The organism is Butyrivibrio sp. YAB3001, from assembly GCF_900112195.1.
Taxonomy (GTDB): Bacteria; Bacillota; Clostridia; order Lachnospirales; family Lachnospiraceae; genus Butyrivibrio.
The window spans coordinates 52,396-73,177 of record NZ_FOKR01000014.1 but is presented as its reverse complement, the minus strand read 5'-3'; the positions used below and the strand labels follow the sequence as shown (position 1 = coordinate 73,177).

The window sequence follows — 20,782 nt, the reverse complement described above, 5'->3', positions numbered from 1 at the left end:
AAGGTCAGCGGCTTCATATATGCCAGAGATTATAAATTCTTATAAAACTCCACTGCTGCCTGAAGTTCTTCCTCTGTAGGATGTCCCTTTTGAAGTCCTCCTACAAGCTTAAATGGGCCGAAAGTGTCAAAACCGGCACATTGGTATCTTCCGATTTCGTTGCAGTGCTTCTCTTTGGTAACGGCAGCAATGGAATTAAAGTTATGGCTAATCGGATTTCCTGCGGTCGCGATAAAAAACACATTCTTACCTGTCGGCAAATTAACCTTAATAAAAGTATGCAGTTGCTCAGCAAACTTTCCAAAGTAGATACCATTGGCAAATCCAATTCAGTCATATCCTGTCAGATCTACTTCATGCTTCTCAGTTACATCAATAAGCGTAACGTCCTTATCAAAACCAGCAATTGCATCTAATACTTTCTTAGTATTTCCATGATGCTGGCTGTAATAAACGATAGCTGTCTTTCCCATAAACAAAAACTCCTCCAAAACAGATACATCCATTATAAACCCAACAGCCCTATTCCTCCCACAAAAAATGGACTAGATTACTCTAGCCCACCTTTAAATCATTCATGCAATTACATATTCAAAATCTCCCGCAAATCCGGAGTCAAATATTTCTTCAGAAGCCCTTCCGCATCAATGCTACCGAATCCACCGTAGAACTCTTCTGCCACTCCACCGGCAATTGCTCCGAAGGTATCAGAATCACATTCCAATGAAAAGACATTTCGTATGAAACTCTCGTAATCACTGCTCTCGTAGAAGCATCTCATGGCTGCAGGTACTGATCCCTGACAGCTTTCATTCCACTTATAGCGTGGTCTGATCTCATCCAAGCTGTAAACAATGCTGTATTCATAGTCAGCCTTCGGATACTGCTCCAGAACATAATCGTAAATATCCTGCTTGCTCTTGCCATGCCTAGCCATCCAAATACATGTCGCTGTTACGACTGCGCCCTTGATTCCTTCAGGATGATTGTGTGAAACAACTGCTGTTGCTTCAGCCATTTTCTGCATCTCGCTATAGTCCTCATAGAACTCGCCTACGAAGGAAGCTCTCATTGCCGATCCATTGCCCCAGCTATTATAAGGCTCGTGGTTATTTCCATTTATCCAGTTAAAGAACCTTCCGCCATATCCTGCAAATGGATACTCACGGCCAACTTCTACCATGGTCTCAACCAGATCTGCTCCGGTCTTTAGCGCCTTCTTAATTGCAAGAGTCATGACCGTATCATCTGTAAAACCGATTGCATCTCCATCTGCCAAAGGTACATTCTTCCAATCCAGATTCTTTGGCCTGTCAAACTCAAACTGTGCTCCTAATATATCTCCTAAAACTGCTCCTTTTACTGCCATTAACACCACTCCTTATCTATCATATGGCAACGCTCGCGAATTTGTTTACCACCAATGCTATCGAAAAAGTTTACCACTTCCGTTACTGAATTTGTTTACCACCAGCGCTGACGAATTTCTTTACCACTCATCATTCTTGAAACATCCGGACAACGTTCCTGAATTATCCGGACAGATTATCTCCTGACCTTTCTGCCTCTCTTTTGGAAGTCTGCATTGATTTCTTCATTCCATCCGCTTCCGGTTAAGCACTCACTGGCTTTAGCTGAGCAATCCGCCATCATTACTGAGCAAACTGCATTTGAAACTCCTGCGTAAACCTTTGCTGTTCCGATATTATCACTTACATAGTTAACCGCTCTGTCCTTGCGGATTCCGTACTTCTGTGCCTCAGCATAAGCATCGATATTTGCTCCGATGAAGATGAACTCCCAACCATATTTCTTTTGCTGCTTCTTAACCATCTTCTCGATCTTCTCACGAGAATATCTTCTGCTGGCATTCTCCATGCCGTCTGTAGTAATAACAACGATGGTCTTCTCTGGTCTGTCCTCTTCCCTGGCGTACTTGTGAACATTTCCGATGTGGTGGATTGCTCCGCCAACCGCATCCAGAAGTGCTGTGCAACCTCTGACGTAATACTGCTTGTCAGTCATCTTCTCTATCTTTTCAATCGGAACTCTGTCATGAATGACCTCGCACTCATCATCGAAAAGAACTGTAGAAACCACCGCCTTCTCGCCTGTCTTTTTCTGCTTTTCCATCATGGCGTTGAAACCTCCGATGGTGTCTGCCTCAAGGCCGCCCATTGAACCTGATCTATCTAAAATATAAACAATCTCTGTATATCCTTTACTCATCTCTTTTGCCTCCATCATTACATCTGTAGCTTCCTGCAGTGAGCTCTGTCCTTTGTTCTGATGTAATAATACCTTTTGGGCAAAAGAAATAGGTCAACCCGAAGGCGACCTATCCAATCAGCCGTTTGACAGCGGATCCAGTCCGTAATCAAACAGCACTATATCTATCTTCATAACGTTGTAGTCTTCATGCCTGATGAAATACTCAACTATCACATCTGTCTGCGATACCGGAGACAGAGCATATCCGGCAAGCCTTAAGAAATCCACCGCCTCGTCCATGTTCAGCTTAAGGCCCACTGCCAGGGCGAGAACCTTTTCCTTTGATGGCTTAACCTGGCCCTTAATCAGCTTGGAAAAATACTGCTTTGAAATATTCGCAGCTGCATAAACCTCTGAATTCTTGAGGCCCTTCTTGTTGATAAGCTGCTGAAGGTGCTTTTCAAAAGAATCCGTGTACATGCTCTTTAAAGCATCATCAAGAGACTCTGCCTTCTTGGAAGCAAAGAGCCTCCGCTTATTAGAAGGCGCAGCTCCGGCAACGCTAAGAGAAGACATCATAGGAGCGCATTCAATAGCATCTTCATATCTTCTCTCGCGAGGACGCTCTAATCTGTACTCTTCATCAAGAGTCTCAGTAACATAATCATCATCAATGTAGCTGCGCACTTCCTCGCCCAGCTCGCCTGAAATCTTAACAGACTTCTGTCCGAATACCACCAGGAAGATTTCCATCTCATGCTCTTCCAGGAACCTGGTAAATGAATCTACGGCAATTTCAATACCAAGCTTTTGCGGAAATCCATAGGTCCCCGTTGCAAGCAGCGGAAAAGCAATGGACTTGCATTTATGCTTATAGGCCAATTCCAGAGATTTGTCATAGCAGGCCTTCAAAAGATCTTCCTCGCCATGATCTCCACCATCCCACCATGGTCCGCTGGCATGGATGATGCATTTTGCATCAAGATTAAAAGCAGGAGTAATGCCTACTTCTCCTGGCTCCAGGCGTCCAATCTTCTCACGAGCAGCAAGGAGTTTCTCTTCTCCTGCAGCTTTGTATATGGCAGAATCAACGCCAGCTCCGATCGCAACCTCAGGGTTCGCTGTGTTAACTATGGCATCTGCTTTTACTTTTGTAATATCATTTCTGATAATTTGAAATGGCATGATCGTTCAACCTCAGTATTTATCACCAATTTCCTGGTATCAGGAAAATCGTGCTGTCATCAGGGATTACATCTTTTGCATGGATCATATCCTTGTTGTATCAGCTCATCCCTTGTGCCTTCATAATACATTTTATTCTTTTCTTTCATATCTTTCACGCTATCGCAGGTCGGATTATGAAACTTCTTGGAATTCTTATTAACAACGTAGGTTGTTCCTGCAGGAGCAGCATCATTACTCTTCGCAGGAGCAGATCTGTCTACAGTTGTTCCGCCAGTGCCACCTGTAACTACAAATTCATCTGCACTTACACTCTTCTTATAGTTCGGATCTACCTTATTGCTGCCATTAGAATAATTGATGATTACTCCTGGCTGAACATTATAGCAGAACACGTTAAAAGAAATACCTTTGCCCTTATCTTCTACAGAATATGCTTCAATCTGAACTCCGCTGCAGAGAAGGTTTTTGCCTTCAAACACAGGAGTAACTCTATACATTACATGGTTTCCAGTGCTGCGAACATAGTCTGCAACCTCATTTTCATAAAGCAGCATACCTTCAACATTCATGTAACGAGTGCCTGTAATCAGATTCTGCTCATTTGCATTCTCTCCGGTCAGCTGGAATCCGATCATGTGGCATCTGTTATACAGATACGGAGGATCTGAATCTACCAGGCCTGGATACTTATTCTGTTTCCATCCGGTAGGTTTTACCATACTGATTGACTGACGTTCCTCTGTAGGCATCAGGTCTTTTCCAAGACATGCCATAGCAGGAGTACAACGTCCCTGTTTATCAAGCTCACCATAGCTTTCATAAGACTTCGTTGTAATCTCATCAGCCGTAAAACCGGGCACATTCTTATTCAGCTCAACCGAAGCGCTTCCACTATATGCAGGGATCTCTTCCTCTGCATGTGTCTTGACGCTCCAAAACAAAAAAGAAGACATACCCAAAGAAAGCGCCAGCAGCAAAGCAAATATTCTATTTGCAAAACTAACCTTTCCTAAGTATGTCCTCATATTCGTATCCTCTTTCTTATCTAAAAACATCAAACATCGATGCAATCACATAAACAATAAATATTAGCAGACAAGCAGCCAGCTTGTTCGGAAGAATAATTCCTATAGCAATCATAATGCCAAATGCAATCAGCTTATTGTTCCTATCGCTTTCCTGGACTTTCCTACGAAGCTGATCCATATCTTCTTTCTGTTTCTTGCGCTGCTCTGCAGTTGGATAATATCCGCCTCCACCAAAGGAAATATCATCTTCAAGTCCGGCATCTAGAACATTATTGTCCTCATTGTAAAAAGTATCATAGATATATGCCGCTTCATTCGAATCAATATGTCCATCATGGTTTAGATCAAATGGTGTGTTTTCAAAATTATCATATGCCATAACACGCCTCCACTTTCTTGATGGGTTTAAAACTCATCATCAAAATCATCTGGATCCAAGCCGGCATCCTCAAGAGCTGATCTACGTTCGTCCTCATCCATAAATTCCAGCTCGTCACGATCAAGGCCTGCCAATTCAATCTCGTCTAACTCGTCTTCTTCATCAGCAAAACTTCTACCCTGGGATGAAATACCATTATTGTCTTCAAAAAATGTATCGTTTATGAATGCCCACTCAGCTCCGCTTATCTTGCCATCTCTGTTAAGGTCAAATGCTGAATGTCCAAATAATCTATCCATAGGTCCTTCCATAGTTCAGATCCTCCTTCCATGAAGACCATCAATAGTTGTCATTCCAGTAGTCCTCAGCTGCATCATAAGCTTCGTCTTCATCATCGTAGTCATCTTCGTAGTCATAGAACTCTTCGTACTTATCGTCTGCAAAGTCCTGTGCTGACTTGTAATTATGTACATCGTAGGAATCATAGGATTTCTTTGATGACTTTGAGCTACTCTTCTTTGATGAGTTCTTGCTGCTTGATGATTTTGTCTTTGAAGAGCTCTTACTGCTTGAACTCTTACTCTTTAATTTTGAGCTTGTAGTTTTCTTCTTTGAGCTACTCTTGCTCTTACTTGATGAATAACTGCTAGTTGTTTTATTCTTGCCAGCTGCCTCTACAGATACTGATGTCATTCCCACAGCTGTTATCATCATCATTACTGCTACTAAAATGCTTAATAATGTTCTCTTCATAATTCACAACCTCCATTTCGTATGAAAAGAGTTTTATCCTGTTATAAGCTTACCTCCAAGCCATTTCGGAATACATATTCGCTTTGGTAAAAAAGCTATTGGTATTTTGCTAAAACAGTGATAAACGATTTTGCTCTTTCTGATAATCCTATTCTGCCAAATTTCGAGTCCAATAATCCTCCCCGGTTAAACCCGCATGTTTTCAGGTGTTCTTGCTGGCATTCAATAGAATTACCTCTTTTACGTATTCCTCTCTTTTCTCCTGTGGAAATGCATTGTACTGGTATAAAAAGAGCTTTTCCATTATTTCTCTGCAGCTCTTGGCACCGCAGTTTCTGATCTTGGCAATCTCTGTACCTTCTGCTATTGCCTCAGCCAGTTCTCCAATAGTGGAATATCCCGCTCTTTTAAGTGAGTTATAAGCCCTAACTCCAAGATCCAGTGCCTCTATAGGTGTATCCCCGGCCTTACTATTCAGGTAAAAATTGAAATAAAACTTGCCGCCCTTTCTTTCATGAAGCCTTGTTCCTGCAAGGGCCTCAACTATCTGTGTTAGTGTTCGACTCTGATCCTGGTTCATATTCGATTCCTCCGTATACATCCTTGATAACCTCTCGGACTGTGCGGGCATGATATTCTTCAATATCATTTATGCAAGCCTTCTTGATTATCTTGGCCATGTAATTGATTTGTTCGGATGAATCAGATACAGCAACAAGATGAATGTGATACTCTTTCATTGTGGTAAAAATCTGCCTGACATAAACTGTTCTGGTTGCCACATATTCAAGTACTCTGTCAAATCCATCAGGTGTAGTGATAATATCAATCAGCATCGTGATTTCATCATCGCGCTTAATGTATGTATTGTACTGACGGATGATTCCCTCATCCTCAAGCTTTTTCACCCTCTTCTTGGCTGCTACTCTTGATATCTCAAGCTTATCTCCAATTTCCTGATAGCTCATACGAGCATTGCCTTTGATCAAATTCAAAATCTGCTTATCTTTTTCATCCATGTTATTAGCTCCTTATCAGTAGTCGACTCTGATTATGCTGATTATATTCAGGCACATAAATTTACGCAATAGAAAAGGTTACGAAACGTAACTTTTTAGTTTCGTTTCGTAACCTAATTATATCATGATATGCAGTTAGCCTCCGTAATGTGGCCATAATGGAACGTAATTGTCGTAACGATCGTAGTGATAAAGACAATTCTTGTAGCTATCTGTATTTATTATAAATCTTCTCCGCCTTAGCTTTCATGCCTGGAAAGTCTTTAATAAAATTATCAAAAACTTTTATTTGCATATCAGACCCTTTCATCCCGTTGTACTTAGTATCAGGATCCACACAGCGTATTCTGCACCAGTGCATATAAATACCTGCATCATTCCTAAATATCTCAGAAACACTTTTCCCCGTCAAGAATTCTTCTCTCTTCCTAAGAAAGGAACTTATTTCATGACATTTATTCTTTATCAAGTGCAGTGGCTGTCCCTTTGTATTAAAGTACTCATATACAAGAATGATTGTTTCCTCTTCATCCCAAACACGTTCACGTGGCATAATGCAACCTCCACTATATTAAAGCAAAGCCTCCAATTTACTCAAGCACTCTTTTTTCTCTTTATCACTCAGTTTTTCGAACTGAATAAGCACATCGTCAATTCTTCCTTCGCTAATGATAGCCTCGGCCTCTTCGGCTAATTTTTTATATTTTGTCTTGGTTTTCTTAGATAAGTAATCTGGTAAGAACTTAGTCGCATCTTTCCATTTATATACAGATTCTCGCGACTTATCTCCAAGTGAAAGATACTTTTTAGCCCACTCATCTTCTTTCTTATCCATGCTCTTCTCAGCTTCATCTATGGCTGCATCAATCATGGAAAGAGCATCAAACTCCGCTTCCTGTTCTGAATACTTATTGCGAATATCTTCAACTGTCTTAGTGAAATTATCTCTATTAGCTTCTGCTTCACGTATTATTTCGATATCTTCGAGAACCGCCTTTAAAGTATCCTCCATTTCTGTGAAAGAATTATAATCTGTTTTTGATATTCCTTTTTGTTTGACTAGCTGAATTCTTGATAATAATCCTTTTATACCCGCTTCATCACAAACTGAATCCAAATCGTCCCATATGGATAACATATCATCCCTAATGGCCTGTTCTGCTTCATTAAGCTTCTTCAGCCTCAACTCCAATTCTTCATAAAGCTGCTTTCCAGCATTTCCAAGAGAATTACCATATTTAGCGTAACGCTTTGTGAGTTTTTCAGCATCTTTGATGAATCCTTGTATTTGAACATATGTAATGTACCTAGTTATCTCAGAATCACTCAAATACTTTTCTAAATCCGTTTTTAGCGCTTGTCTAGACTTGATTTCCTCCTGATTATTAAGCTCTTCATCCTTCTTTTTTTCTATTTTTTTAGCCAATTCTAGCTGGCCTATTTCTTTAAGCTTAGAAATCAGCTTCATATTATGATTTTTAAATGTATTTAAACGCTCAATTTCTGTACAAGCCATGTTTTCTACATATACATTTCCTGTACGACTAAGAAGATCAGACAATTCCATACGGATTGATCCTAAACTGTTCCTAGCTTCTTCGGAAATCTGATATCCATTCTCATCAAATATCTCATGTAGCGGAAACTCTTTGATATCAACTAACGCATCAACAAAATTATATATCTCTGCTCTTTTGTGAAAGTCCTCCAGTCCTTTTTCTTTTTTGTCATCAAGTTCTTCAATTCTTCTATCCCACTCAGCTCTGGCTTTTTTTCCAGAAGTAATTGTTTTAACCGCGAGATCTCTTGCTGTTTGAAGTTCCTCCGGAACTTCATCTGACATTTCAAGTTCTTTCAATTCTCGTTCCAAATCAGCCACCTTGAAAATATCCTTATTGGCTGTTACCTTATCAAAAAACCTTGAGAACTTGCCACTTACTGCATCGCCATCAACGTATATTAGTGAAGACTTATATATATACGCCCAATCAATCTTGTTCTTCTTCTCCTCACCGATTGCATCGGCTTTCCAATTATTGATTGTCTTTACAGTTCCTCCAACCTTGAACCTGATGCAGTAACTATAATATGCGCACACTACAGCAAGCATCATAAAAATGACTTCTTCACTAATTCCATATGGAGGTGCAGTAAATAAATCGAATAATTCTTCACAAGAGAACTCTCGATCATCTTTAACCCTATCAACAATATAATCAAATACTTTCCGAGCACTCTTTGTCTCTGGTGGCACAACTCTATATGATGTATCAACACATTTCCAGGAAGTATTGCTTGTCGTCATCAGCACAGCTTCAAATCTGTTCCTTACTTCACTGTTAAATGCATGTATAGAATTCTCATTTACAGAGTCAGACAACAGCATTTTTACAATTGAACAATAAATACCGCTTGATTTAGGAGCAATGTTGTTATTCTTAGTTACAAAGCCATCAAATTGGAATGGAATATTATCCGGATAGATTTTTTCAAAAACATCTGTCAGATATATTGGCACTCTAGAAGAAATAACCTGAACACCTTCATTAGTCAATTCATTTCTTTTCTTCTTTAACTCCTCAAACTCATCTTTCAAATTACTTTCTGCCTGACTGTAATCGTCATTGAAATGGCGTTCATATTTTTTTCTAGTATCTAAATCAATTTCATCTAGTACAGAATATTCAAGAAGCGTATTGAGTAGCCTATTTTCTGCGTCATTCAGCAGCATAAAGATAATTGGCATATCTTCACATTGTTTTACCAATTCTTTTGACTTTTCAACAATATCTGGATCTGTTTCTTTATTTAAATAAAGCCAAACTAACTTACCCTTAGGAGTTATTGTATTCTTGGCTTTTTTCCATGCATCAATATATGCCTTAACCCTACTAACGGTAAAATTCTCTATAGGATACATTTCTTGCTGATATAGCCACTCGCAAGTTGTTATTTTATGTTTTGTTGCATAATTGGTAGTCTGTAGCTCTCTTATTCCAGCAAGATCTTGAATCTTTTCACTAATTATCAGGCTACTATCAACTTCCTTCTTGGCCATGAGTCTTTTTTTCAATACCTTGAACTCATATGCACCGTTTGATTCTTCCATGAAATCAAAACAGTTATTTCGGTCATCAAAGCCCAATACAGCATACTCGTCTTCGAGCCACTTTAATTCTTGTGTTATCTCATCCATGCTCAATCCTGAGCAGATAGAAATAGCTAATTTAGCATCGTCATAACTCGTGGTCCTAAATCTAAGGATTCTGACAATCAAATTAGATCTCAGAACCATCATAGACTTTTCCGATAGTTTATCCCCATATTTTCTAAGAACGTTGTCATATCGGATACACTGCTGAGATTGCTGTTTACCATCTTGCTCTGCTGCGAGCATTTCTACATAAAGATCCCCTAACATCAATGTTTCAGGCATGATTACTACTGGTTCTTTATCCATAGTAGCTTCTGAATAATCAGTAATATACCTGCTAATAAGCATGAGTGACGATCTATTCTGAAGATAATCAGATAACTGAGTAAGCATAAAAGTCGCTATAGGATGCATAGGATATATTCCCTCGACTATAACCTTCCTAAAAAGTGCATAGTCGTGCCACATCCCCTTTGTATTGACCCACTTATTTAATAACTCAAAAGTCTCTTTCCACGTGCTCTCATTTTCGTCTTGCCATTTCACTACACACTGTGCAAATGCATCCGCATCTTTTCTACGAATAAGATTTGCAAATACTGTTTCTAGGTTAGACGATATATAATACTTATCACTAGCATCATATCTTCCAATATATCTTCCCACATTTGTAGTCTGATCTATTCTTTGAAGATACTGCTTTATATCATTTTGAATAAAGTTTATGATATGCAAAGCCCCGTCTGCATTTTGCGTCATCTCAAAAATCTGCTGTAGCGCAGAGTCACCGCTTTTTGCAGGATTAACTCCAGATGCATACTCCAAAAATCTTCCAAATTCGTCAAAAAGAATGATAACATGGTCAAAATCACCATTCATTCCGCAATATTCAGATACTAGCAACTCTAATATTGCTCCAGCAGAAATGCCTTCATCCCATCGTATTTCCTGACCGGTCATTTTACTGTAAACATCATTAACGATGTCAAAGCACTCATCATCGACCATAAGCTGGGAACTAATTTTTTCTAATAATTCCTCTCCATTCTCGCTCCAGCCATGCTTTTTAGCTGCCTTTTCAAATTCCTTAATCTGAACGTTTTTGTTAATATCAAAAAATGTCTCAGCCGTCTCAAGAGCCCTATTGAGCTTCTTAAGCTTCTCATCTGATAGTCCATAAAGCTTTAGACTCTTCTGTGCTGCTTTCAAAATCTCAGAATGAAGATTAAAATCTCTCATTCCGTTTATTACCATCACAAAGTTTTTACCTTTGCTCAAGTTTTCAATGCGCTTTCCAGCATTTTTATCAATAGCAGATATATTGCTCAATACAGCATTATATGTTTCCGGCTGATAATCTGCACCTGATAAAATATGTGCTAACGTCACTGCCAAATGCGACTTTCCTGTTCCATAATCCGCAATAGCCAGAGAAAGCCCATTTTCATTTTCATCCGACAGCTTATTTAGCAGCTTCTCAACTAAACTGATAGTATCAATTCTCGCTCTGCTACCCAGTCCAGCGTTATCTACCCCATAGTATTCGCTGCCATGGAATACAAAGTTTTCTGCTACTTTTGAAGACTTTTCAGGCATATAAAACCAATCCGCCTGAACAGCGCCTTCAAAAAACAAATCTTTTCTAAACTCCAATACATCATTTAACTTCATTGCTACATCTCCTAGAATAACTCACTAAATAGTAAATCTCTCAAATCGTCTAGCGTAACCAACTTATAAATAGTATATGGAGATAGTTGCCTATTTAGTCTTATGATACTCTTTTCGGTCATCCTTTCTAGCATTTCATATTCATCTTTTTTGCCCCAACCAAATATGTGTCCAAAATGCAAATCATCCATCTGTATAGATGTTATTTCAGCTTGATCTGGATACTTTTCATTCCAAAGCGAATAAAATATGTATGCATAGGCAAAAATAAATTCCTTAGACATTTTTGCCTTCTTAACAATTACATTATCTCCTGAAACCTCCACCAAATCTAACGATGAAAACATATCGTCATACGCATTTAGTAATGGAGACAGATTTTTAGTGGATACTTTTCCATCATATATTTGATTTAACTCACCTAAAAGATAGTCTTTGGAAATCGTTTCATTGTACCTAGGCAAAACATCTGCAAAAAACGACTTCCATAAGGGCGCTCCATCAATAGGCCTAGACAACATTCCATGACAAATCAAAAGAGAAAGATTTTCCTGAAGTCCAGGATCCTCGTTATAAATTACCTCGCCCAGATTTGTCCTTGAAATATAAATACTTCCAGGCTTTTTCACAACATTTATCAGTCCCATATATTTAGAATATAAAAGATGCGAGTCCACTTTACCACTATGATCCCCTTGCGGGATGCCTGTATCAGACGAAATCTCCTGTACACCTGAATATGTCGCATCATCAGCAATCTCCAGTATGCTAGCTATATAGCTAGCATCTGGTTTAAAAGTCTCATGAAAATTTACATTTCCATTAGAAGCCATTCTTAATTCCTTTCCTCAAATGAGATAACATTTGTGATTGTGGGCTTAACTTGTCCAAAATCACCATTTGCCTTTATACGTTCACCAACTGCAATACATTGACCCTTTTTTAGGCCTTTGAGCGAACTTAACCAAGCATTTCCGTCTGATGGATCAAGCTGCTTTGCCATTCTTGTAACTTCATCATCTGTAGGCTTAAAATACAACTTAAATGCAGCTTGTAATAGCCTTGTAACTTCATCATCCGCCAAAATCTTCGTTGATTGTGTTGCAAACCAAGCTGACCATCCAAATTTTCTTCCCTCAGTAAGGATAACTGCACTCGGCGAATTTGATTTATGCGACAAATTCTGCGCCTCATCAAGTACAACGACAAAGGGTTTTTCTTTACTACCATATTTTTTCGAAAAGTACCATGCATCCCATAGCATAAGTTCAGTTATTGCTACTTGCATCTCTCTATCGATCAGTGTTAGCTGAAAAATATTCAACTGAGGTTCTTCCGAATACAGAACTTTGCCCCAATCAAAATCCGATTTTTGGTCAAATTCTATACTATGGAAAAATGGAGTCATCTTAGAAATAACAGTTTTGGCAGTTTGGTTAGTACTCTTTACCTCCTCAAGTTTTTCAAGGAAATGAAGCATGTTCATATCCTCTTTATATTCCTCAATTCCCATACGTGCAGCTTCAAATATAGCAGCATATTGCTGTTCCCCAAATTTATAAACATGAGTGAATATATTGGCTATTCTATTAGCTACATCCGACGGTTTTTCAACAATACTCATCCCCGCAACTTCAATCTCATGTCTCTTGAATGGATTAATAGGAACTCCAGTACTATAAATGATATGCTGTTTAACTTTGTCGCCCATCAACTCAACAAACTTCTGCTCCAGCTGATCCAGTCTAAAACCTTCCGTATAATCAAAAACAACTGAAGAAACATTATTCTTACTCAATTCATATAGCATAGTCTGTATGCTATATGTTTTTCCTTGACCAGAAGTGCCAGTAATAAGTAGGTGTCTATTCGCAAGACTTTTATTTCCAAATTCCCAGAAAACATTTTCGCCCATTTTGCTTTTACCAACAAGAACCCTAATGTTTTCAAGAGAAACAACCTCTCTACTACTAGCATCTACCTCTTCTGCTACATCTATCTTTTCGGTTGCAGATGTTTTTTGTTCGATATTATTATCGCTTTCATTGGTCACAGATTCATTCCCACTTGTAGTCTCCGGTGTATCAGAAACATTTACTGGAGTTTTCTCAACAATTTGACTCTCAGGAGCTTCTTCGCCAACACTTATCGGAGCATCATTTTGAGAAGACTCAAGTTTAGAATGATTCTCTGTTGCAGAATCATCTTTTCGTTCACGCTTATCTTCTCTCCTTACTTGCTCCATTTCTTTCTTTACAAGTCTCTGGCGCTTTTTAATGTCAGCTTCTTCTTCCTCTTCATCCCTTAACAATTCTTCATCAATAGCTACATAATCTGCCTGAGTCAATGAATTATTCTCAAGCAACAACTTTTGAACTCGAATCTGCGGAATATCCAAGACTGTAATTGGCTCGTCCTCTAATTCAGTCGCAACTTCCTCTTCAGTATTTAAGTCAAGCCAAAAACCTAATACTCTACCATTCCAATTGATTTCAAAATTGCCGTCTAGTATTGCTCTTAGTTTTGCAGACATAACCTCAAAGTCTGCTGATTCATTTGAGAATGTAACCTGAGCAAAGACTAACGCCCTATATAATTGGGCATACCAATACCTTCTCTTTACCGACTTAGAATTAGGATCAAAAATCTGTGATAACCTTCTAATGCCATGACGAACCTGTCCGACAGCCTTCATTTTATGACTATCTGCAGATGCTAATCCTGCTATCTTACATTCTACTATCGTTGCATTTAATACGATCTTGTCATCACCATTTGTATTTGCCTCAAGGACAAGGAAATCTGGTCTAGACATTGAATTGTCATCATCCTTATCTATTTCACCGCTAAACCAATGTTTGTATGAATCCAAATGAACAACTATTTTAAGGGCATTTTTTGTTCCTTTTTCCTTCTCTATAAGCGAAGTTAAAACATATGCCATAAACTCATTGATGTTTCTATCCTTAGGATTTATAGCCGACAATAGACTAATTCCATCTAGACCACTTGCTTCTTCTAAGCATAATTTGGCTGCTTTCTCAATTTTGTCAGGAGTCCATCTAAATAGTTTATATAGTCTTGAATCAAGTCCTTTCTTTATAGTTTCAAGAATAGTTTTTCTAGCTGTAATAGTTAGATTGTACTGACCATACTCTCCTTTTCCAGTACTAAATCCAATTATCTGATAACTATTTTTATAATCATTACTTCTTAAAAGAGCTCCATCCATACCACTGTCGATACATACAACCCAATACGCTAATGTATGCAAGAAAAACACTATTTCCTGAGCATCATCATCAATTCTCACCTCTTTATAAGCAATATACTTGTCCACAGGTGCATTTTCCATATTGTTTCTATATCTAACAACCTGCGTATGTTCAAATGCTGCTCTAAACTGAGGCTGCGACAATTCTATCTTACGCTTTACAGAAGTCTCCGACATAGGTGATGGCTTGTATACTATAGGAAATCTACACTCATTTGTTTTAATTGCAACAATTTCATTATCCTTAAGAAACTTCAGCGCATCCACACGTAAAATATCCATAGCAAAGATAATGTCATTATTGCTATCAAGCAATCTTTCAAGATCATTCTTTGTTTCATACTCATTCAAGTAAGTATGAATATTCACATTTGAATCCTGAGAAAAAGCTTCATCCATCCAGTAAGCAAGATAGTTTCTGCCACCCTTATTCTCTGGTTTTACCAATATATTGAGCTCTATATTGATTCTTACATCACCATGCTTATTCTTTTCTACATCCACGAATCTATAAATAGCAGCAATAATAGGCTGAAGCTCGGAAGGATCCAAAAATACAATGCTCAGATTACTATAAGCATTAGGAAAAGCTTTCATATAATCATGAAGAACGCCATATATCATTTTTGCATTGTCATTAAAATGCTTTATTTCACTAGAATCAAAGTCATCGTCAAATATAGCATCTTTGCGGATCATGTCCTTCAATCTGTTTGTATTTTCTATATCTCTTCTACCGTACAAAGAGAATGCATCATATGAATTCCTTGCGCCGAAATAACTTGAATCATATGACGGAAATAGGTCTAATGAGCTTTGAATTGTGCTCATCTCAAGTAAATCATCTACAGTTGAATTAACCTCTTTGAGTAAAGCACCTTCATTCTGAAGCTGATTTTGCCACCATTCATAACATCCATCCAAGAAAAAGATTTTTTGATCGTTCAGTTTTTCTAATGCTGCTGGATGCCATGGTGGAACAATACAAGCAGCAATATCTTTTTCACACTCCAGGACATCACAGGATGTTTCTATATTAAACGAATGAATATAAGCATCCAAAATCCATTTCATATTCTCTGGAAGAAGTTTTTTTGATATAAACTCACCAAGGTTACCATAGGAAGATATCAGTTCTTTTAAAGATGAATCATACTTACCTAATTCCGTATAGTAGCCATTCTTAGCTATATCAAATGCAAACTTAGCAAATGCTCTCCCCACTTTATCAAATTGCGCAGAGTATTCTAAGTGTGATTGTGGAATCTTCTTATCAACAAAGTCGCAAATATTAAACGAAAAGTCTAGTTCCCTTTCTTCATAAGCATCAAAGAATTCTTCGCTGCTCTTAGTAAATAACAGTGGGTTCAGCTTGTTTATTGTAGTTAACGGGATATAGCTAAAACCATCAGCCTTTGCAAAATCCTGTTCACATAAATCTCCAAAATAATGATTCCAGCTGCAAGAAGCCTCAAAATTCCACTGAAAAGTCTGTTTTTGAACAGGATGTGAATCATCTTCCGAATAGCAACAAACATCAAAAATCACCTTGTTCAAAGTTTTATTTGTACTCGCTGCTGATATAACTCCAGAAGTATCTATGTTCAGTTTCGCGCATGAAGGATCAAAAATATTTTCTGGTTTAGTAGATAATTGTATTCCATCCTCTCCCACGCTCCAGCCATAGGAATCTAATAATTCTATTGCTCCGTTTGTATGCCTGCAAATAGATTTCCAAGCATTTAATAATTGAATATCAACATCATCTTCATCAGAATTTGCAGCCCAAGAAACAATCTCTGCCTTTTTTATGTTAAATACAATCCTATCAGCACAGATCTCATCATTAAGCATATTAGTCAAAGAAATAAGCAGCGCTCTTGTGAATATTTCCAGTGGCTCACCAGACATTTTGATTACTGTATCTCTTTGCTTTTTTACTTTTTCAATTGGCACGCCAAAAATAGCTTCAATTATTGCAAAGTCAGTATGAAGAAATCTTTCAACGTTTCTTTCGAAGTCACTTCCGATAATAAAACCTCTTAATATCTCGCTAAGTTCATCATATGATTTAATTGCTTGCTGACTCCAGCCTTCCCAATCATCTGAAAACTCCCTATTCTCATCCTCGCCGTATTTTTCTATCTGTTTCAAATACTTTTCATATTGTGTTTTATTTACATTTGTAAACATGCCTCCACTTATAAAGTCATGCTCCAACTTAAGAACGTTCCTCGAAGAGTTAATATTTCTGACTGTCGGATAGTTATGTTTTCTTCCTGGAAGTCCCCACTCGCTTAACTCAGAATAAAATAGTTCTATAAAGTCCTGTAATGTATCAAATTTGCCTTTCCATCTATCCGCAATACTACTTAACTTGCAAATATCAACAGGAACATATTCAAATAAGTTCTTAAATAAAGCATCAACCGTATCACATTCTGATTCACTAAAACCGCAATCTTCCAGCTCGAATATTTCATTATAATTTTTGTTTAAATTAGCTATCAGAATGTCTGGAGTAATTGTAAAGCAATTATCTAATCCGCCCTTATCTTCTTCAGTTTCTGTTCCTAAAAGTATTAGGAGATCACTTTCATGTAAGTTTCTATAATAAGTTACACTTTCAGACTGAATCACCCATTTATTTTGAATTAAAGAATTCCTTATGGTTGTGTTATCACAGTTTTTCTCAAGTGAGTCCATCTTGGTTTTTGTCAGCTTAACATCAACCTTCAATCCAGAATCTTTGTAGGCTTCAACAATCCTTCTTGCAAAGTTCTCATATATTTCCAAGCTTTCAAATCCATCCACTCTTATAATGGTTTCTGTGCCTTTGGTAGGTGCTTGGTTCTCTATAAGCTGAACTAAACTGTTAACTACGTATTTCATACTAATCCTCCAACGTGTTGTGATATGGATTTACAACAATTGATGTAGCATCAGACAATTCTCTCAAGAATCCTGTATTCTTTAAAAACTGTTGAAATGCCACCATATTGTCACTAAAGCTGTTAGCCAATGATTCTGTTAAATCTTGAGAACTTATAGATTTTTTATACTCTTCAGGTCCAATAACAATGTTGTAATTGTCATAAAGCTTTTTCAAAAAAGTTGTTACTGTCATCTTCTCTCCAGGAGCGACCAATGCCAACACTAAAAAGCGAATAATATCCTCTGATAATGTCATCCTCTCAAACGAGCCTTTAATGGGAATGATGCATTGCATTTCCTTCCCTTTTGCCTTAAAAATATCGAACGATGCCTTTTTGGCATCTCGTGTCACTTTAAATAGCTGAGATTTATCGATTTCCCTCTCATCAGCCTCCATATTAATAGCAGTAAGAAAATCTGCCTCAATAGCCTTGTATCCTTTATTTGCAATTTTCTTTACTGTATCTGCATTATTGCCTCTCATATCAATAATCCAAGGCTTTTTTTCTATAGACAAATACTGCGCAACAGCACTTGTCATCATTCTCATTACTTGGAACATTACCCCCTTAGCCAAAATATCAATCCTAGTAATTGGATGAATCTCTGCAGATAGATAATTAATTAATTCGTCTACAGCATGTTCTTCGCAAGACTTATATGCTTCTTCAGGGATATATGCTAGTTTTAACTCTTGTGCTAACTCCTTTTTTGTAAATCCCATATCTTCTTCCCAGGAATTCTGAATGAATGTAGCCATTGTTGATATTTTGCTTGAATGACTAGACAACATATTGGAAAGAAGCCTTTCCAAATGTTCTCTTTTCTCTGAATTCTCATTTAAATACTGCAACAAATGTAAGTAATATAACTCACCACCCCTTGCCAAGAAGTTATGCTTTGTCATATCAAACTTAGTATCAACTGTAATTGGATTCTCTTCCCACTTTACTTCCTTAAGCCTTTTGTTTTCGGTTGGCGCTGCATCATTAAAAATCAATTCTGGACATATAGGTAGTAATGCTTGCGCCATCCAGGATCTCTTTTTTATTACGACAGCATAACCATGCAATAAATCTTGAATACTTTCTAGATATTTCAGCGCCTTTTCATCATCAATGTCCTTCATTCTTTTAAGAAGGATTTCCTCATGTTTTTTATATGCATATTCATCAAATTTTATACAACTGTTTTTTCTTGTCTTTTCATAAAAAAGAAATCTTCTCAGGCCCATTCTTGGATCAACCCAATAAGAGCAATCCTCACCTAAATCCATTCTATGAAATCGCATTTTACCGGTATTCAAATCCTCATTTTTGGCAGAAACAAAGACTAACAAAAACTCTATTAGATATTCATACAATGTCTGATCAGGGATGAATCGATTTCCCAACAGAGCAATTGAGAGATTATTGTTATTGTCTTTTAAATTCGTTGTTTTTGGGAATGTTTCCATTATTTAATCTCCTTAATATGCTTCCTTTATGTGATAAGGATTTGAAAAATCCAGCTGTATATCCTTATTACCGCTATTAGTTAATTCAATCATTTCAATAACATTTTCTATGCTATCATCACAAATAGCAGACAATTGTGATTTCAAGCTTTCTACACCATGTGTTAATTGAGGGTCAACATTTGTCACAACAACCCCTCTCTTTAATTCTTCAAAATAATCCAAAAGCGGAAGTGTTAATACTGTATCTAAGATATCTCCAGCAATCTTTAACCGCATTACATACCTTTCTTTTCCCTCATTAAATGAATTATCGTTTGTTTTCTCAGCTATAACTGACATTCTTCTTGCTGGAATCATACCTGTGATCAACTGAACGTTCTGCATCAAACCTGATTCTCTGCTCATTGTAAGCGGTATATCATTCATTCCACCCTTCTTTAATGTGGATCCTAAATAAATCATAGAAAGTGCATCAGAAACCAGAGAATTTTCACTGCTTCCAGGAGATTGTTTTCCTTCCCTAATATTTATATATCGCCCAAAATTTTTCGAGAATATATCTTTATAATCAGATTCCAAAGCCTTTTCATCAGTTATTATGTTCGCAAATATATAGGCTCGCCTTAAGAACTGATCCCATCCTTCAATATTTCTGTTTTCAATTTCCGCCTCAGCTATAATATTCCCAAATTCATCACTAAATATATATGAGTAGTCACGTTTAATTAAAAGACTCTCATCGGCGCTTAAGCGTTTCTGATCAAATCTATTCTTCTTTGTTTCGCGTATCGCAAGAATAACATCAGATCTAGGATTATCTTCTGTACCAATACACCCAAAAAACAAATTCGTGAACAACATTTTGTACTTTTCTACAGGTTTAACCTCATCACAATTTCTTCCGCCTGTAATCATATACGCCAACTGTTCCGTCATACTTCTAATGGTTAATCTAGTACCATATTCCATCATCCAAATGTAATTCTTATAGATAAAGTCTTCAACCTTCGATCTATTTTCTTTAATTAACCTCTGATTTCTGTACACAAAACAAAAATCTCTCTTTTCGCAATGACTGCAGTCTTCCCATAGTTCATCCTTAATGAGGTTATTTAGAAATTCTTTGGCAAAATATGTATTATCGACTCCTGCAACGTTAATCAACCGAATTGACTTTCCGTTTATATCTGTAATCTTCCCACTATTCTCATCAAGAGCTTCTATGATTTTGCTTTCTGTTTCTTCTTGATTCTCCGTATATATCTGATTGAAAGTATTAATAAGTGGTCCTGTATTAGCAACCATAAATACAAATTTACCACCTGCTGGGTATTCAAGCACTCTCTTTAACGTTTCAACTTTTTCTTCATCAGAAAGCTCACTAAAATCCTTTATGCAGCAACACTGCCTGCCGCTTTTCAAAGTAACTTCGTTTTCTTTTTCATATGCTTTAAATTCGATTCCAAGATCTCTCAAAACCTCATACATGATACTTGTTTTTCCATCTCCAGCATGGCCAGAAAGAATGATAATGTGAGGCTCATCATTCAAGAAAAACTTCTCTATATACTTTGAAAGGCCAATTTCAACTACAGTTTCCTTAAAAAATTCGCTACCTACATTTTTTTCTCCAAATGCATTTTCATTCTGGGCATTATAATTATGCAGCGAATTCAAATATGCTATATACCTTTTAGTTCTTGAATCCATGT

Annotated in this window: 17 protein-coding genes; all 17 read right to left on the bottom strand. The window is 37.4% G+C overall.

Annotated elements, in window-relative coordinates:
- Positions 1 to 29: 29 nt before the first annotated feature.
- A complete protein-coding gene (locus BM086_RS21810; protein WP_207650992.1) occupies positions 30 to 260 on the bottom strand; it encodes a hypothetical protein in 231 nt (76 codons plus the stop codon).
- Between the two features lie 69 nt (positions 261 to 329).
- Positions 330 to 473, bottom strand: coding sequence for a hypothetical protein (locus BM086_RS21805; protein WP_207650991.1), 144 nt, complete (start codon positions 471 to 473; stop codon positions 330 to 332).
- A gap of 110 nt (positions 474 to 583) precedes the next feature.
- Complete coding sequence (locus tag BM086_RS14370) at positions 584 to 1,369, bottom strand: ADP-ribosylglycohydrolase family protein (protein ID WP_092328011.1); 786 nt, start codon at positions 1,367 to 1,369, stop codon at positions 584 to 586.
- A 176-nt stretch (positions 1,370 to 1,545) separates the two neighbouring features.
- Positions 1,546 to 2,229 (bottom strand): vWA domain-containing protein, encoded by a 684-nt coding sequence (locus tag BM086_RS14365; protein ID WP_092328170.1) that lies wholly within the window; start codon positions 2,227 to 2,229, stop codon positions 1,546 to 1,548.
- A 117-nt stretch (positions 2,230 to 2,346) separates the two neighbouring features.
- Entirely contained in the window at positions 2,347 to 3,396 is a 1,050-nt protein-coding gene (locus BM086_RS14360; RefSeq protein WP_092328008.1) for a macro domain-containing protein, read from the bottom strand.
- Between the two features lie 59 nt (positions 3,397 to 3,455).
- A complete protein-coding gene (locus tag BM086_RS14355) occupies positions 3,456 to 4,424 on the bottom strand; it encodes a DNA/RNA non-specific endonuclease (RefSeq protein ID WP_175560291.1) in 969 nt (322 codons plus the stop codon).
- 16 nt (positions 4,425 to 4,440) lie between these two features.
- A complete protein-coding gene (locus BM086_RS14350) occupies positions 4,441 to 4,806 on the bottom strand; it encodes a hypothetical protein (protein WP_092328005.1) in 366 nt (121 codons plus the stop codon).
- A 26-nt stretch (positions 4,807 to 4,832) separates the two neighbouring features.
- Complete coding sequence (locus BM086_RS14345; protein ID WP_242952220.1) at positions 4,833 to 5,117, bottom strand: hypothetical protein; 285 nt, start codon at positions 5,115 to 5,117, stop codon at positions 4,833 to 4,835.
- 28 nt (positions 5,118 to 5,145) lie between these two features.
- Positions 5,146 to 5,559 carry a hypothetical protein gene (locus tag BM086_RS14340; protein ID WP_092328002.1) on the bottom strand — a complete coding sequence of 138 codons (414 nt, stop codon included), beginning with the start codon at positions 5,557 to 5,559 and terminating at the stop codon, positions 5,146 to 5,148.
- Positions 5,560 to 5,761: 202 nt separating this feature from the next.
- On the bottom strand, positions 5,762 to 6,139 hold the full coding sequence (locus BM086_RS14335) for a DNA-directed RNA polymerase subunit alpha C-terminal domain-containing protein (RefSeq protein WP_175560290.1): 378 nt from the start codon (positions 6,137 to 6,139) through the stop codon (positions 5,762 to 5,764).
- A complete protein-coding gene (locus BM086_RS14330) occupies positions 6,099 to 6,578 on the bottom strand; it encodes an Lrp/AsnC family transcriptional regulator (RefSeq protein ID WP_092327997.1) in 480 nt (159 codons plus the stop codon). Before BM086_RS14330 ends, BM086_RS14335 begins: the two co-directional genes overlap by 41 nt.
- Before the next feature lie 208 nt (positions 6,579 to 6,786).
- Positions 6,787 to 7,131 carry a hypothetical protein gene (locus BM086_RS14325; RefSeq protein WP_092327994.1) on the bottom strand — a complete coding sequence of 115 codons (345 nt, stop codon included), beginning with the start codon at positions 7,129 to 7,131 and terminating at the stop codon, positions 6,787 to 6,789.
- 18 nt (positions 7,132 to 7,149) lie between these two features.
- Positions 7,150 to 11,403 carry a hypothetical protein gene (locus tag BM086_RS14320; protein ID WP_092327990.1) on the bottom strand — a complete coding sequence of 1,418 codons (4,254 nt, stop codon included), beginning with the start codon at positions 11,401 to 11,403 and terminating at the stop codon, positions 7,150 to 7,152.
- Between the two features lie 11 nt (positions 11,404 to 11,414).
- Entirely contained in the window at positions 11,415 to 12,236 is an 822-nt protein-coding gene (locus BM086_RS14315; protein WP_092327988.1) for a hypothetical protein, read from the bottom strand.
- Between the two features lie 2 nt (positions 12,237 to 12,238).
- Positions 12,239 to 17,569 (bottom strand): ATP-binding protein, encoded by a 5,331-nt coding sequence (locus BM086_RS14310; RefSeq protein ID WP_092327985.1) that lies wholly within the window; start codon positions 17,567 to 17,569, stop codon positions 12,239 to 12,241.
- A 1-nt stretch (position 17,570) separates the two neighbouring features.
- Positions 17,571 to 19,067: a hypothetical protein gene (locus tag BM086_RS14305; protein WP_092327982.1), complete on the bottom strand. Its 1,497-nt coding sequence runs from the start codon at positions 19,065 to 19,067 to the stop codon at positions 17,571 to 17,573.
- A 12-nt stretch (positions 19,068 to 19,079) separates the two neighbouring features.
- Entirely contained in the window at positions 19,080 to 20,780 is a 1,701-nt protein-coding gene (locus BM086_RS14300; RefSeq protein ID WP_092327979.1) for a hypothetical protein, read from the bottom strand.
- Positions 20,781 to 20,782 lie beyond the last annotated feature (2 nt).

Coding starts and splice junctions, on each gene's coding strand:
- BM086_RS21805 (WP_207650991.1), bottom strand. CDS start 473: ATGGGAAAGACAGCTATCGTTTATTACAGCCAGCATCATGGAAATACT.
- BM086_RS14370 (WP_092328011.1), bottom strand. CDS start 1,369: ATGGCAGTAAAAGGAGCAGTTTTAGGAGATATATTAGGAGCACAGTTT.
- BM086_RS14365 (WP_092328170.1), bottom strand. CDS start 2,229: ATGAGTAAAGGATATACAGAGATTGTTTATATTTTAGATAGATCAGGT.
- BM086_RS14360 (WP_092328008.1), bottom strand. CDS start 3,396: ATGCCATTTCAAATTATCAGAAATGATATTACAAAAGTAAAAGCAGAT.
- BM086_RS14355 (WP_175560291.1), bottom strand. CDS start 4,424: ATGAGGACATACTTAGGAAAGGTTAGTTTTGCAAATAGAATATTTGCT.
- BM086_RS14350 (WP_092328005.1), bottom strand. CDS start 4,806: ATGGCATATGATAATTTTGAAAACACACCATTTGATCTAAACCATGAT.
- BM086_RS14345 (WP_242952220.1), bottom strand. CDS start 5,117: ATGGAAGGACCTATGGATAGATTATTTGGACATTCAGCATTTGACCTT.
- BM086_RS14340 (WP_092328002.1), bottom strand. CDS start 5,559: ATGAAGAGAACATTATTAAGCATTTTAGTAGCAGTAATGATGATGATA.
- BM086_RS14335 (WP_175560290.1), bottom strand. CDS start 6,139: ATGAACCAGGATCAGAGTCGAACACTAACACAGATAGTTGAGGCCCTT.
- BM086_RS14330 (WP_092327997.1), bottom strand. CDS start 6,578: ATGGATGAAAAAGATAAGCAGATTTTGAATTTGATCAAAGGCAATGCT.
- BM086_RS14325 (WP_092327994.1), bottom strand. CDS start 7,131: ATGCCACGTGAACGTGTTTGGGATGAAGAGGAAACAATCATTCTTGTA.
- BM086_RS14320 (WP_092327990.1), bottom strand. CDS start 11,403: ATGAAGTTAAATGATGTATTGGAGTTTAGAAAAGATTTGTTTTTTGAA.
- BM086_RS14315 (WP_092327988.1), bottom strand. CDS start 12,236: ATGGCTTCTAATGGAAATGTAAATTTTCATGAGACTTTTAAACCAGAT.
- BM086_RS14310 (WP_092327985.1), bottom strand. CDS start 17,569: ATGAAATACGTAGTTAACAGTTTAGTTCAGCTTATAGAGAACCAAGCA.
- BM086_RS14305 (WP_092327982.1), bottom strand. CDS start 19,067: ATGGAAACATTCCCAAAAACAACGAATTTAAAAGACAATAACAATAAT.
- BM086_RS14300 (WP_092327979.1), bottom strand. CDS start 20,780: ATGGATTCAAGAACTAAAAGGTATATAGCATATTTGAATTCGCTGCAT.